This window comes from Pseudomonas sp. (assembly GCF_040514055.1).
GTDB lineage: Bacteria > Pseudomonadota > Gammaproteobacteria > Pseudomonadales > Pseudomonadaceae > Aquipseudomonas.
Window position 1 is genome coordinate 20,760 of record NZ_JBEVDL010000076.1, and the last position, 13,084, is coordinate 33,843.

Consider the following 13,084-nt stretch of genomic DNA (forward strand, 5'->3'; position numbering starts at 1 on the left):
CTCAGCCCTGGGCCGGCAGCACATCGGGGTATAGCACCTGCAACTGCAGCAACTCCAACAGTTCCAGCAGCGCCGCATTGGGGTTGAGGACCTGCAATCGACCCTGCTGCTCGCCCAGGTGGCGCTGCACCGCCAGCAGCAACTGGGCGCCCGCGCTGTCGACCTCGTCGATCTCGGTCATGTCCAGCTGCCAGTGGCGCTCAGGGTGCTGTTGCAGAACCGCCAGCAGGGCGGAATGGGCCTGGCTGACCTCGTAAATGGTCAGATTGCCGCGCATGCGCAACGAGGCGGGGTCGGCTTGACTGTCGTGCTCCAGAGCGAACATCTCAGCTGGCCAACTTGTCGACGGCCGCCAGCAGTTGCTGGGGTTGGAAGGGTTTGACGATCCAGGCCTTGGCACCGGCGGCCTGACCTTCGGCTTTTTTACCCTGCTCGCTCTCGGTGGTGAGCATGACGATGGGGGTGAAGCGATACTCGCTGCGCGCCTTGACCTCCTTGACGAAGCCAATGCCGTCGAGATTGGGCATGTTGACGTCGCTGATGATCAGGTTGATCTTCTGCCCGGTCAGCTTGCTCAGCGCGTCGCGCCCGTCGACCGCTTCGATCACCTGGTGCCCGGCCCCGGTCAAGGTCATCTTGACCAATTGGCGCATGGACAGGGAGTCGTCGACGATCATTATGGTCTTGCCCATGAAAGGCTCCTGATCAGAAAAAAGTGACGTCGTTGCTCGCCGCGCTGCGGCGACTGCCGTGGCGTTCTTCGTCGGTGGTGAACTGGGCTCGCAGCTCGTTCAGCCAGCGCTGTGGATGCTGCAGGCTGGCGTCCCGGGTGCGCACGGCCTGCAACAGCCGCTCGAGGTCCATCTGCAGGTGGTCGACCATCTGGTCGGCGCGGTCCTGAAACTGCAGGGCGACGACTATTTCCTGCAGGGTGCTCTGGGTCAGGCGCGTGTCCTGTTGCAATTGCTGCGAGGTGCCGGTCAGCTCCTCCAGGCTGCTGTTGAGCACCTGCATGACCTGGCCACTGACCTGGTCCAGGTAGCCCTGGTTATGTTGTTCACCCACCGCCAGTTCTTCGGACGCCGTCACGGTGGCGCGGATCGCCTGGTTGATCTCATTGACCTTTTCGTCCATACGCTGGCCGGTTTCGGCAGACAGGCTGGAGAGCTTGCGCACTTCGTCGGCCACTACTGAAAACCCGCGGCCATATTCGCCGGCCCGTGCCGCCTCGATCGCCGCATTGAGGGCCAGCAGATTGGTCTGGCTGGCGATATCCTGCACCCGTTTGGACATGCCCTGCAGTTCGCTGGCGTAGCCATTGAAGTGGCCGATGGAGGTGAACAGCGCCTTGTTTCGCGCACTGCCGCCGTGGAACCCGGCGATCACCTGGTCGAGGCGCTCCTGAGCCAGGCGCAAGCTGGCGGCCAGGCTGGCGTCGCCGATCGCCCCGTCGACGCTGGACAGGCTGTGCTCCAGGCGCTGGGACAGTTCGGCGAAACGCTCGAACAGCTGACGGATATTGTCCTGCAGCAACTGGCGGACCTGCTCCAGGCTGTGTTGCCAGGCCGGCAGTACCTCCACCAGCAGCGGTTCGACCCCGCTGTCCGGCGTGTCCGCCGTCGGCGAGGCGGGCAGCTGCGCCGTCGGGCCGCGGGCCGGGCGTAGCCACAGGGCAGCCAGCGCACTGAGGCCCATACCGCTGGCGGCCAGCCACGGCCGCTCAACGCCCACGCCGGTCAAGCCCAGCACGATGCCCAGCCACAATAAGACGTACACGGGCATGGGCGGCTCTCTGTGGTGGTCATGGGGTTGACGATAGAAGGCGAGTGCCCGGGGCGAAATCGGGGTTTCCCCTAGGGCGGTCTAGGGGTGGAGGGTACGGGTGGCTGGCGCGCCGGTCGGCTGCCAGGCATGATCTGCAGCAGCTATGCTGTGGTAATCCGTTTGGCGGCCGATAACCCTTGAACATAGACGCCTGGGTTACCAGGCATCGAACCATCTGTAGGAGCGCGCAATGGCTGGCATTCTCGACTCGGTCGACCAACGTACCCAACTGGTGGGCGAGAATCGCCTGGAAATCCTGATGTTCCGTCTGGCGGGGCGGCAGTTGTTCGCGATTAACGTATTCAAGGTGCAGGAGGTGCTGCAGATGCCCAAGCTGACCTTGATGCCCCAGCGCCATCCCTTTGTCTGCGGGGTGGTCAACCTGCGCGGGCAGACCCTGCCGGTGATCGACCTGTCACAAGCCATCGGTATGCGCCCGATTGTCCCGGACGCGGGCAGCACCATCATCGTCACTGAATACAATCGCTCAGTGCAGGCCTTCCTGGTGGGCGGTGTGGAGCGCATCCTCAACCTGAACTGGGAATCGATCCTGCCACCGCCTGGCGGTGCTGGCCGCCAGCACTATCTTACGGCCATCACCAAGGTCGACGACCAGATCGTCGAAGTGATCGATGTGGAGAAGGTGCTGGCGGAAATATCGCCGATGAGCAGCAAGGTGTCTCCGGAAAAGCTGGCCGATCCACTGCTGGAAAAAGCCCGGGGCCGCGAGGTGCTGCTGGTGGACGACTCGAATGTCGCCATGAGCCAGCTCAAGGGCACCATGGCGCAACTGGATATCCGTTCGCATGCCGCCAGTGACGGGCTGCGCGCCCTGAATTTGCTGAAAAGCTGGGCCGATGCCGGTGTCGACGTGACGGCCAAGCTATTGATGGTGATCACCGATGCGGAAATGCCGGAAATGGACGGCTACCGGCTGACCACCGAAATTCGCAACGACCCGCGGCTCAAGGACCTGTATGTGGTGCTGCACACGTCGCTGTCCGGCAGTTTCAACGAAGCCATGGTGAAGAAGGTCGGTTGTGACAACTTCCTCTCCAAGTTCCAGCCAGACAAGCTGGTGGATATGGTCCGCGAACGTCTGCTGCTGGACGAACCGCAGGACTGACGCACGCTGGGGCGGCCTGCTTGGCCGTTTACGGGGCCTTGGGGCCGGCGTCGGCCAGGCGCTGGCGCAGCTGTTCGACCCGTGCCCGATTGACCCCGAAATCGCCATAGCCCAGTCGCGAGGCCGAGCGCACTTCGACCTGCCGCGGGCCGATCAACAGCTCCAGGTCGTCGACGAAGCGCAGCAGCCGACTGGTGTATTCGACCCGCAGATAGGTCGCCTGCTGCTCAACCACTACGGCGCCTGGTTCGTCGCGCAGTACCTGCAGCAGCAGCTCACGGGTGTCGTCGGGGCTGCCGCCCAATGCCAGGGCGGCCACTCGGTGCTTGCTGTCGACGGCCTGACTGTTGACACAGTTGGGCGAGGCGGGGCATGGCGCCAGCTGGCCGTTGCGCACGCCAAGGGGGGCGGCAGGACTGCTGCCGCAGGCCGTCAGCCACAGGGTCAGGGCCGCGCCCAAGAAAAACTTGTGGGCATCCCGGGCACCTCGTATAAGGGCAGTTTGGCCGACAGGAACCGGGCTCATGCGTCTCTCCGCGTTGTATCGTTATGCACTCAAATCCGCCCAGGGCGAGCCCCTGCAGCACAGCAGCGTGGACGCCCTGGGGCTCACTGGCGATCGTCGCTGGATGGTAGTCGATGCCGAGAGTGGACGCTTCCTGACCCAGCGCCTGTTGCCACAAATGACCCAACTGCAGGCGCTCTGGCAGGGCACCACATGCCTGCGGCTGCAGGCCCCTGGCTTGCAGCCGCTCATTGTCGAGGTGCCGGACGCGGACGCGGCGCTGCGCGGCGTCACCATCTGGAAAGACAGCCTGCGGGTGCCGGATGCTGGCGATGCCGCGGCCGCCTGGCTGAGCGATTTTCTCGCGCGTCCCTGTCGGTTGGTCCAGGTGCCGCGGGCCCGTACCCGTCAGGTCGATACGGCCTATGCCGATGTCGGCGACCGCGTCGCCTTTGCCGATGGCTTTCCGCTGTTGTTGATCGGCCAGGGCTCGCTGGACGACCTGGCGGCACGGGTCGGTCGGCCGCTGGAGATGCTGCGCTTTCGTCCCAATCTGGTGGTGGAGGGGGCGGCAGCCTATGCCGAGGACCAGTGGCGGCGTATTCGGATCGGCGACCTGGAGTTTCGCGTGGCCAAGGGCTGCTCGCGCTGCATCATGACGACCCTGGACCCCGCGACGGGCGAACGCAGCGAAGACCGCGAGCCGCTCGCCACCCTCAAGACCTACCGCGAGCGGGAAGGGGCGGTGTACTTCGGGCAGAACCTGATCGCCCTGGGGCGTGGCCAGTTGCAGCTCGGCATGCCGGTGGAAGTGCTGGAATAACGGTGGCAGGCTGTCGTTGAACCGCGCGCCGAGGCCGCCCTAAGTGACCTCGGCGGTTCCGATCCGAGGCTATTGATCGTCGAAGTAGCGCTCGTGCCAGTCGATCAAGGGTTGGGGGGCGTTGAGTTTCTGCCCGTAGATTACCGAATAGGCCAGCACGTTCTGCACGTATTGGCGGGTCTCGTCGAATGGAATGCTTTCCACCCAGACATCGTAGGCCAGGTGATCCGCCCCTTTGAGCCATTGGCGCACGCGTCCGGCACCGGCGTTATAGGCCGCCGAGGCGAGGATGCGATTGCCGTTGAACTGGCCGTGCACCTGGCTCAGGTAAGCGGCGCCGAGCTGGATGTTCTTCTCGGGAATCAGTACCTGCTGCGGCGAGCTCAGCGGGATGTCGTAGCGCTTGGCGGTTTCCTTGGCCGTGGCCGGCATCAGCTGCATCAGGCCGCTGGCGCCGACGCCCGAACGGGCATCGGCCATAAAGGCGCTTTCCTGGCGTGTGATGGCGAACACCCAGCTGGAATGCAGGCCGCGCAATTTGGCTTCGCGCACCAGGGTCGGGCGGTAGGCCATGGGGAAACGCACGTCCAGATCGTCCCAGTACTTGGCCTGACTGATGGTGCGGATCGCCGGAAAATACCACTCCATCTCATACGCCAGGCGTGCCTGCGCCACCAGTTCGTCACGGCTGAACAAGCGGCTGACGTGGTACCACTCGCGGCGACCATCGACGATTTGCCCGCGGTCGTGGAACTCCAGCGCGCGGCGAATGCCGGCGGTGTTGCGTACCTTCTGTACCAGGCTGGGCGCGAGCACCAGCGGCTTGTTGTTCAGTTGGTAGGGGGCCTTGATCTGGTCGGCGGCCATAAAGCCGTAAAAATCCCGCTCGGCGGCCACTGGCTGATAGAGGGCGGCCGACTGCGCACTGTTGGGCTCGGACAATTGCAGGGCGCGTGCCTTCCAGTAGCGCCAGCGGTTGGTGCTGGCCAGCTCGGCCGGCAGGCGCAGGCTTAGCTGGTAGGCGTCGCTCCAGCGGCCCAGGCGCAGCAGCAGGCGCATCCGCCACTCGGACACCGTGTTGTCCAGCAACTGCGGGTCGTACTGGGTCATCAGCGGCAGCGCGCGGCTGTCGAAACGCTTGGCCAGGGTCAAGCCGATTTCCCGGGCGATCGCCACTTTTTCCTCCACCGAAAACGGCAGGCGCTGGCTGTAGCTGTCCAGCAGGCTCAGGGCCTTTTCCGGGTCTTCGCGCGCCAGGCGCCGCAGGCCAAGCCCGACCACATCGGCCATGGCCTGGTTAGCCGGCGCGAAACGTGCGGTCTGGGTCAGCAGGCGCGGTTTCTGTGCGACCTCGACCATCAACTTGGCGGTGGCGCCCAGGGTCGGCAGTTTGCTGCCCAGGGAGGAGGCCAGGCCATAGTTGCGGGCCTCGGCGGCGAGCTTGGTGCGTTGCCAGCGCCGAGCTTCGGTCAGCTGACCCTCGGCGGCCCAGCGATCGAACAGTCGATCGCAGGCTTCCGGTTGTGACTTGCCCACCAGCCATAACCGTTCGGCGGTCTTGTAGCCTTCCGCGCTCATGCCGTGGCCCAGCTGGTACTGGCCATAGAGGCAATCGAGTTCGGTGAAATTCAGTTTTGGGTCGTAGTGTTTGAGGAACGGCTGCCAGTCGCCGCGCTCGGCCAGCCAGCGCAGCCAGCGCAGCTTCATCCAACTGGCCTGGGGCAGGTCACCGTGCTCAGCGAGGAATGCCTCGATTTCGGCGTTGCTCGCCGACTTCAGGCGCGCTGTCAGTTCGTCGTACGCCAGGTAGGGCTCCAGCGGGTAGTCGTCCAGAGCCTGGGCATAACGCCGGTAAGGGCCACTGTCGCCCTTGGCCAGGGCACGCTTGGCCTCGTCATAGTACTGACGCTGCTGGGCCAGGCTGGCTGCCTGGGCGCTGAAGGTGAGGGTGGAAAGAACGAGGCAGGACAACAGGCTGAACAGGCGACCGCGCATGACACTTCCGGACAAAAAACAAAAATCACTAAAAAGACACCGGGGCTATCGGCGCCGCAAGGCCCTAGCTTAGCCTGTTGCCGGTGGCCGGCAAAGCGCCGCGCCGACTGGCGAAACGCCCGGAAAAAATGCCCGCCTGGGACAGGCCAATTTCGGGTAGAATACGCGCCCTGTTTTTGGAGATGCCCATGACGCTGCTCAAGTTCACCGATGTGTCCCTGGCCTACGGCGCAATGCCGCTGCTGGATAAGGTCTCGTGGCAGATCGGCCGCGGCGAGCGCGTGTGCATCATCGGCCGCAACGGCACCGGCAAGTCCAGCCTGATGAAACTGGTCAAGGGCGATCAGCTGGGTGATGAAGGCTCCGTCTGGCGTGCCCCTGGGCTGAAAATCGGTGAGCTGCCACAGGAGTTGCCCCTGGCCGACGAGCGGACAGTGTTCGACGTGGTGGCCGAGGGTTTGGACGGAGTCGGCGCCTTGCTCGCCGAATACCATCACCTGAGCCAGAACATTCACACCGATGCCGACCTGGACAAACTGATGCATGTCCAGCAGGACCTCGAAGCGCGCGATGGCTGGCGTCTCCAGCAACTGGTCGACAGTACCCTGAGTCGCCTGCAGCTGCCGGCCGACAAGACCCTGGCCGAGCTGTCGGGCGGTTGGCGCCGGCGGGTATTGCTGGCCCAGGCGCTGGTGTCCGAGCCGGACTTGCTGTTGCTCGACGAGCCGACCAACCACCTGGACATCGGTGCCATCGCGTGGCTCGAAGAAGCCTTGATGGGCTTCCAGGGCGCGGTGCTGTTTATTACCCACGACCGGGCCTTCCTGCAGAACCTGGCCACCCGCATCCTCGAGCTGGACCGCGGCGGGCTGATCGACTGGAACGGCGATTACGCGAGCTTCCTGGTGCACAAGGAGGCGCAACTGGCCGCGGAAGAAACCGCCAACGCGTTATTCGACAAGCGCCTGGCCCAGGAAGAAGTGTGGATCCGTCAGGGTATCAAGGCGCGCCGCACCCGCAACGAAGGGCGCGTGCGCGCGCTGAAAGCCTTGCGCGTCGAGCGTAGCGAGCGGCGTGAACGCACCGGCAAGGCCAATATCCAGCTCGACACCGCCGACAAGTCAGGCAAGCAGGTGATGGTGCTGGAGAATGTCAGCTTCGCGCACCCGGGCGGGCCGCTGCTGATCAAGGATTTTTCCATGGTGCTGCAGCGTCAGGACCGTATCGGCCTGCTGGGCGCCAACGGTACCGGCAAGACCACCTTGCTCAAGCTGATGCTGGACAACCTGAAGCCGACCCAAGGCACGGTCGAGGTCGGCACGCGACTGGATGTGGCCTACTTCGACCAGCTGCGTCACCAGCTGGACCTGGAAAAAACCGTGATCGACAACGTCGCCGAAGGGCGCGATTTCATCGATATCGATGGTCAGAGCCGGCATGTACTGAGTTACTTGGGCGATTTCCTGTTCAGCCCGCAGCGCGCGCGGACACCGGTAAAAGCCTTGTCCGGTGGCGAGCGCGCGCGCTTGCTGCTGGCCAAGCTGTTCAGCAAGCCGGCCAACCTGCTGGTGCTGGACGAGCCGACCAACGATCTGGACGTCGAAACCCTGGAGTTGCTGGAGGAAGTGCTGCAAACCTTCCAGGGTACCGTGCTGATGGTCAGCCACGACCGGGCATTCCTCGACAACGTGGTCACCAGCACCCTGGTGTTCGAAGGCGAAGGTCAGGTGCGCGAGTACGTCGGCGGTTATCAGGACTGGTTGCGCCAGGGCGGTTCGCCGCGTTTGCTCGGGGTGACCGAGAGTAAATCTGGCAAAGCCGAGATCGCGGCAGTGGTCGCCGCGCCAGTTGTGAGCGACTCGCCACCCGCAGTGGCGAAGAAAAAGCTAAGTTATAAGTTGCAGCGTGAGCTGGAGGCCCTTCCAGGTGAGATCGACGTCCTGGAGCGGCAGATAGCCGAGGTGCAGCAGGAAATGGCCGAGCCCGCGTTCTATCAGCGCTCCTCGGGCGAAACCAGCGCGGTGCTGGCTCGTCTGGAGGGGCTGCAACGGGATATGGACCGCCTGTTGGAGCGCTGGGCCGAACTGGAAGCCTAAACGAAGTCTCTCGGAGACGTGCATGGCCCTCGAGTACCGCATTACCCTCGACGACAATCATGAGTTCAGTTATCGCATCGAACTCGATCGCGCCTACGATCCGGTCGTCGCGGCTGCCGCACCGAAGTGGACACGGCTGGAGTACCAGCAGTGCAGCAACTGCCCGTTGCGCAAGGAAGAGTACAGCCATTGCCCGGCAGCGGTAGACCTGCACCGGGTGATTGAGGACTTCAACGGCCTGCCGGCGTTCAAGAAGGCCTTGGTCTGGGTGCGCACGCCCGAACGTGAATACACCAAGCAGGTGGGGCTGGAAGAAGGCCTGCGTTCGCTGCTCGGGGTGATCATGGCGACCAGTGCCTGTCCCATGCTCGGCAAGCTCAAGCCGATGGCGCATAACCACCTGCCGTTCGCCAGCAACCAGGAATTCGCCCTGCGGGCCGTTTCGCTGTACCTGGCGCGGCAGTACTTCAATATGCGCGAGGGGCGAGAGGCGGACTGGGAGCTCAAGGGTCTGGTGCGGCTGTTCAAGCAGTTGCAATTGGTCAATCAGGCGTTCTGGCAACGCATCCATGACACCTGCGAGGGGGACTCCAACCTCAAGGCGTTCCTGACCTTCTTCTCCATGTCCACCAGCATGACCTATTCGCTGGAGACTCAGCTGCAGAAAATCCGCCCGCTGGTCATGAGTGCGGGCGATACCTTCGAATAAGGGCGGCTTTAGCTTTACATGGCGATAGGCGGCTCACCCCAGGGTGACCGCCTGTCGTCCTGCTGAGCTCAGGATTTTTTCAGGCGTACGGCCAGTACATCGCAGGGCGCGCCATGCAGCACGTCGTTGGCGGTGGAGCCGAGCAGCAGGGCCAGGCCATGGCGGCCGTGGCTGCCGACGACGATCAGGTCGCAGCCCTGGTCTTCGGCCAGGCGATGGATTTCCTGGCGCGGTTGGCCGTAGGTCAGGTGGCGTTGTTCGGTAGCCAGTTGTGGGTAGGTGCCGGCAAAGCTGTCCAGGCGTTCACGGGCCTGATCGAACTGTTGCTGCTGCAGCATCGACAGGTCCATGGGGACGTCTCCGCCAAACGCCATGGCCATGGGTTCGACTATATGCACCAGCGACAATTTAGCCTGACTGCACAAGGCCAGCGCTTGGGCGCGTTGCATGACCGGGTGGCACTCTTCCGTAAGGTCGACGGCGACCAGGATATGATGGTAGGGCATGGCGATTCCTCCTGAGCGTTGCGATTGCTCACCAGTATGGCCGCCTTGGCGACAGGCGGCGGGTTTTTCCGAGGGGACACAGGGTATGACAGTCTGGATCGTCGGCGCATTGCTGATCGTGATGCTCAGTCCGTTGGTGTGGTTGGTGCCTTCTCGGCGCCAGCAGGGGCAGATGAACCTGCGCCTGGCGGCGCGGCGCGGCGGGCTGGCCATGCAGTTGTCACGCCAGGAATGGCCGCACTGGCTGGTGCCGGAGCCGCCCAATTCCTGTGCCCAGTACCACCGACCCCGGCGCCGAGACCGGCAGGACAGCTGGTGTTACTGGCAGCAGGCTCCGGGGCAATGGGTTAACCGCTGGCGCGAACCCTGTACCGATCCGCTCCTGATCGAGCAATTTGCAACCCTGCCAGGCGACGTTTACATGATTGAAGCCGGGCCGCGCATGCTTGCGCTCTGTTGGGGCGAACGCGGTGATGAAGCCATGCTGCAACGGATCGCGGCGGTGCTTAAGGCGCTCGCCTAGGACCCGTGGGCACTAGCCACAGGTGCCGCAATGCTGCGAAAAGTTGCCCAGGCCAGGCGCGGGATGCAGGCAATGATCATTCCCTTGCCGCCATCTTAAGATTTGGGTCATGTCGCCCCTTCAGACGGCTCGCTGGCCCCGACGCGACCATCTTCGGTTGTTAATCGGGCGAGGCTCGAAAACAAAGAAAAGCCCGTTGCAGGCAACGGGCCAGGAGTTGGCCAGGCAGGCCGGAAATCCTTGGCCGGCGGCGGTGAGCCGCCGATGAAATCGTTGCTCAGCATAGGCGTTTTTACCCTGGTTTCCGAGCATCCCAGGGTCAGAGCGCGGTGATTGTGAGTATTTGTTTGGGATTTGCACATTTTTCTGCGTTTTTGTCGTAGTTGTGCAGCGCTCTGTATCCAAGGTGCTGGAGCGTTATTGGACGATAGTGCAGAAAAGTGCGCCGATTGTCCGGCGGGCGCGCCGAATCTGCTTTATAGGGGCGCGGGCACGGCGGATTTCGGACCAATTGTGGTCCTATGGACAGAGACGAGCGGCCGTTGAGGACGTGGGGCAGCCCCTCTGGGGGTCACCTGGCCATCATGTTGCCCAATTGACAAGTGCGGGCTTTTCCCTGAAGGTGGGCACACCCAAATCAAACGGGCGTATGAATTGAGCGTTTGCCGTGTGCGACGACTCGTTATCGCAGCCCGATTATCGCGTCGGTGGGTGTGTCAGGCTGGTTGAGGCTATCCTCGATTGCTCTGTAGCGGTCAAGTCCGCTGCTCAGACGTCCGACGTGTACTGTTCAGCTTCCATACCGTGGAGATCAGTTGATGATTTACGAAGGTAAAGCCATCACGGTTAAGGCTCTTGAAAGTGGCATTGTCGAATTGAATTTCGACCTCAAGGGTGAGTCCGTCAACAAGTTCAACCGTCTCACACTGACCGACCTGCGCCAGGCCGTGGACGCCATCAAAGCCGATGGTTCGATCAAGGGCGTGATTGTCAGCAGTGGCAAGGACGTGTTTATCGTTGGTGCCGACATCACCGAGTTCGTCGATAACTTCAAGCTGCCCGACGAAGAGCTCGTTGCCGGCAACCTCGAAGCCAACAAGATTTTCAGTGATTTCGAAGACCTCGGCGTTCCGACCGTCGTGGCCATCAATGGCATCGCCCTGGGCGGTGGTTTTGAAATGTGCCTGGCTGCCGACTACCGCGTAATGGCGGAAGACGCCAAGGTGGGCCTGCCGGAAGTCAAACTGGGCCTTTATCCCGGTTTCGGCGGGACTGTGCGCCTGCCGCGGCTGATCGGTACCGACAATGCGGTCGAGTGGATCGCTTCGGGCAAGGAAAACAAGGCCGCCGACGCGCTGAAAGCCGGCGCCGTCGATGCCGTGGTTTCGGCCGACAAGCTGCAAGCCGCCGCACTGGACCTGATCAAGCGCGCCATTTCCGGTGAGCTGGACTTCAAGGCCAAGCGCCAGCCGAAACTGGACAAGCTCAAGCTCAACGCCATCGAGCAGATGATGGCCTTCGAAACCGCCAAGGGTTTCGTCGCCGGCCAGGCGGGTCCCAACTACCCGGCACCGGTCGAAGCGATCAAGACCATCCAGAAAGCGGCCAACTTCGGCCGTGACAAGGCGCTGGAAGTCGAGGCCGCCGGCTTCGTCAAGATGGCCAAGACCCCGGCCTCCCAGAGCCTGGTTGGCCTGTTCCTGAATGACCAGGAATTGAAGAAAAAAGCCAAGCAGTACGACGAAATCGCCAAGGACGTGAAACTGGCCGCGGTATTGGGCGCCGGCATCATGGGTGGCGGTATCGCCTACCAGTCCGCGGTCAAGGGCACGCCGATTCTGATGAAGGATATCCGTGAAGACGGTATCCAGATGGGCCTGAACGAAGCCAGCAAACTGCTCGGCAACCGTGTGGAAAAAGGTCGTCTGACCGCAGCGAAGATGGCGGAAGCCCTCAACGCCATCCGTCCGACCCTGTCCTACGGTGATTTCGGCAACGTCGACATCGTCGTCGAAGCCGTGGTCGAGAACCCCAAGGTCAAGCAGGCTGTGCTGGCCGAAGTGGAAGGCCTGGTCAAGGACGATGCGATCCTGACCTCCAACACCTCGACCATCTCCATCAGCTTGCTGGCCAAGGCGCTCAAGCGTCCGGAAAACTTCTGCGGCATGCACTTCTTCAACCCGGTGCACATGATGCCCCTGGTGGAAGTGATCCGTGGCGAGAAGTCCAGCGACGTCGCCATCGCCACCACCGTGGCCTATGCCAAGAAGATGGGCAAGACCCCGGTCGTGGTCAACGACTGCCCGGGCTTCCTGGTCAACCGTGTGTTGTTCCCGTACTTCGGCGGCTTCTCCAAGCTGCTCGAACTGGGTGTCGACTTCGTGCGCATCGACAAGGTGATGGAGAAATTCGGCTGGCCCATGGGCCCGGCTTACCTCTCCGACGTGGTCGGCATCGACACCGGTCACCATGGCCGTGACGTCATGGCCGAAGGCTTCCCGGACCGCATGGCCGTGGAAGGTCGTACCGCCGTCGACGTGATGTACGACGCCAACCGTTTGGGTCAGAAGAACGGCAAGGGTTTCTACGCTTACGAGATGGACAAGCGCGGCAAGCCGAAGAAGGTCATCGATCCCCAGGCGTACGAACTGCTCAAGTCCATCGTTGCCGGTGCCCGTGAAGTGACCGACGAGGATATCGTCAACTTCATGATGATTCCGCTGTGCCTGGAAACCGTGCGCTGCCTGGAAGACGGCATCGTCGAAACCGCGGCCGAGGCTGATATGGGCTTGATCTACGGCATCGGCTTCCCGCCCTTCCGTGGCGGTGCGCTGCGCTATATCGATTCGATCGGTGTGGCCGAATTCGTCGCCCTGGCCGACAAATACGCTGAACTGGGCGCGCTGTACCACCCCACCGCGAAGCTGCGTGAGATGGCCAAAAACGGCCAGAGCTTCTTCGGTTAAGCGCGGAACGA

11 protein-coding genes and 1 pseudogene are annotated in these 13,084 nt (G+C 62.8%); 6 read left to right on the forward strand and 6 right to left on the reverse strand.

Annotation, left to right across the window (positions count from 1 at the left end):
* Nucleotide 1: 1 nt before the first annotated feature.
* From ABWY06_RS19655 to ABWY06_RS25980, 3 genes and pseudogenes are all read right to left on the reverse strand, one after another.
* On the reverse strand, nucleotides 2–325 hold the full coding sequence (locus ABWY06_RS19655; RefSeq protein WP_353927266.1) for an STAS domain-containing protein: 324 nt from the start codon (nucleotides 323–325) through the stop codon (nucleotides 2–4).
* Nucleotide 326: 1 nt separating this feature from the next.
* Complete coding sequence (locus ABWY06_RS19660) at nucleotides 327–692, reverse strand: response regulator (protein ID WP_353927267.1); 366 nt, start codon at nucleotides 690–692, stop codon at nucleotides 327–329.
* A 13-nt stretch (nucleotides 693–705) separates the two neighbouring features.
* Nucleotides 706–1,272: pseudogene (locus ABWY06_RS25980) on the reverse strand (methyl-accepting chemotaxis protein); the annotation flags it as partial.
* Nucleotides 1,273–2,014: 742 nt separating this feature from the next.
* Between ABWY06_RS25980 and ABWY06_RS19670 the strand changes: the two are divergent.
* Nucleotides 2,015–2,950 carry a chemotaxis protein gene (locus ABWY06_RS19670; protein ID WP_353927269.1) on the forward strand — a complete coding sequence of 312 codons (936 nt, stop codon included), beginning with the start codon at nucleotides 2,015–2,017 and terminating at the stop codon, nucleotides 2,948–2,950.
* A gap of 28 nt (nucleotides 2,951–2,978) precedes the next feature.
* Here ABWY06_RS19670 and ABWY06_RS19675 read toward each other — a convergent pair whose 3' ends face one another.
* Nucleotides 2,979–3,476 (reverse strand): DUF1499 domain-containing protein, encoded by a 498-nt coding sequence (locus tag ABWY06_RS19675; protein WP_353927270.1) that lies wholly within the window; start codon nucleotides 3,474–3,476, stop codon nucleotides 2,979–2,981.
* On the opposite strand from ABWY06_RS19675, the gene ABWY06_RS19680 reads away from it, so the two are divergent.
* Complete coding sequence (locus ABWY06_RS19680; RefSeq protein ID WP_353927271.1) at nucleotides 3,475–4,278, forward strand: MOSC domain-containing protein; 804 nt, start codon at nucleotides 3,475–3,477, stop codon at nucleotides 4,276–4,278. The genes ABWY06_RS19675 and ABWY06_RS19680 overlap by 2 nt on opposite strands.
* Before the next feature lie 69 nt (nucleotides 4,279–4,347).
* Here ABWY06_RS19680 and ABWY06_RS19685 read toward each other — a convergent pair whose 3' ends face one another.
* Entirely contained in the window at nucleotides 4,348–6,273 is a 1,926-nt protein-coding gene (locus ABWY06_RS19685; RefSeq protein ID WP_353927272.1) for a transglycosylase SLT domain-containing protein, read from the reverse strand.
* 188 nt (nucleotides 6,274–6,461) lie between these two features.
* On the opposite strand from ABWY06_RS19685, the gene ABWY06_RS19690 reads away from it, so the two are divergent.
* Together ABWY06_RS19690 and ABWY06_RS19695 are read left to right on the forward strand one after the other, a co-directional pair.
* On the forward strand, nucleotides 6,462–8,369 hold the full coding sequence (locus ABWY06_RS19690) for an ATP-binding cassette domain-containing protein (protein ID WP_353927273.1): 1,908 nt from the start codon (nucleotides 6,462–6,464) through the stop codon (nucleotides 8,367–8,369).
* A gap of 22 nt (nucleotides 8,370–8,391) precedes the next feature.
* Nucleotides 8,392–9,078: a DUF6901 family protein gene (locus ABWY06_RS19695; protein WP_353927274.1), complete on the forward strand. Its 687-nt coding sequence runs from the start codon at nucleotides 8,392–8,394 to the stop codon at nucleotides 9,076–9,078.
* A gap of 68 nt (nucleotides 9,079–9,146) precedes the next feature.
* On the opposite strand, the gene ABWY06_RS19700 is transcribed toward ABWY06_RS19695, so the two are convergent.
* The gene (locus tag ABWY06_RS19700) at nucleotides 9,147–9,584 is read right to left on the reverse strand and encodes a universal stress protein (protein WP_353927275.1); all 438 of its coding nucleotides are present in this window, start codon (nucleotides 9,582–9,584) and stop codon (nucleotides 9,147–9,149) included.
* 85 nt (nucleotides 9,585–9,669) lie between these two features.
* On the opposite strand from ABWY06_RS19700, the gene ABWY06_RS19705 reads away from it, so the two are divergent.
* Both ABWY06_RS19705 and fadB read left to right on the forward strand, forming a co-directional pair.
* Complete coding sequence (locus ABWY06_RS19705; RefSeq protein WP_353927276.1) at nucleotides 9,670–10,107, forward strand: hypothetical protein; 438 nt, start codon at nucleotides 9,670–9,672, stop codon at nucleotides 10,105–10,107.
* An 818-nt stretch (nucleotides 10,108–10,925) separates the two neighbouring features.
* Nucleotides 10,926–13,073, forward strand: a complete 2,148-nt coding sequence (gene fadB / locus ABWY06_RS19710) for a fatty acid oxidation complex subunit alpha FadB (RefSeq protein WP_353927277.1) — start codon at nucleotides 10,926–10,928, stop codon at nucleotides 13,071–13,073.
* The last annotated feature ends 11 nt before the right edge of the window (nucleotides 13,074–13,084 follow it).

Excerpts from the sequence above, each read along its gene's own strand:
- ABWY06_RS19660 (WP_353927267.1), bottom strand. The coding sequence starts at position 692 with ATGGGCAAGACCATAATGATCGTCGACGACTCCCTGTCCATGCGCCAA.
- ABWY06_RS19700 (WP_353927275.1), bottom strand. The coding sequence starts at position 9,584 with ATGCCCTACCATCATATCCTGGTCGCCGTCGACCTTACGGAAGAGTGC.
- ABWY06_RS19685 (WP_353927272.1), bottom strand. The coding sequence starts at position 6,273 with ATGCGCGGTCGCCTGTTCAGCCTGTTGTCCTGCCTCGTTCTTTCCACC.
- ABWY06_RS19695 (WP_353927274.1), top strand. The coding sequence starts at position 8,392 with ATGGCCCTCGAGTACCGCATTACCCTCGACGACAATCATGAGTTCAGT.
- fadB (WP_353927277.1), top strand. The coding sequence starts at position 10,926 with ATGATTTACGAAGGTAAAGCCATCACGGTTAAGGCTCTTGAAAGTGGC.
- ABWY06_RS19670 (WP_353927269.1), top strand. The coding sequence starts at position 2,015 with ATGGCTGGCATTCTCGACTCGGTCGACCAACGTACCCAACTGGTGGGC.
- ABWY06_RS19675 (WP_353927270.1), bottom strand. The coding sequence starts at position 3,476 with ATGAGCCCGGTTCCTGTCGGCCAAACTGCCCTTATACGAGGTGCCCGG.
- ABWY06_RS19655 (WP_353927266.1), bottom strand. The coding sequence starts at position 325 with ATGTTCGCTCTGGAGCACGACAGTCAAGCCGACCCCGCCTCGTTGCGC.
- ABWY06_RS19705 (WP_353927276.1), top strand. The coding sequence starts at position 9,670 with ATGACAGTCTGGATCGTCGGCGCATTGCTGATCGTGATGCTCAGTCCG.
- ABWY06_RS19690 (WP_353927273.1), top strand. The coding sequence starts at position 6,462 with ATGACGCTGCTCAAGTTCACCGATGTGTCCCTGGCCTACGGCGCAATG.
- ABWY06_RS19680 (WP_353927271.1), top strand. The coding sequence starts at position 3,475 with ATGCGTCTCTCCGCGTTGTATCGTTATGCACTCAAATCCGCCCAGGGC.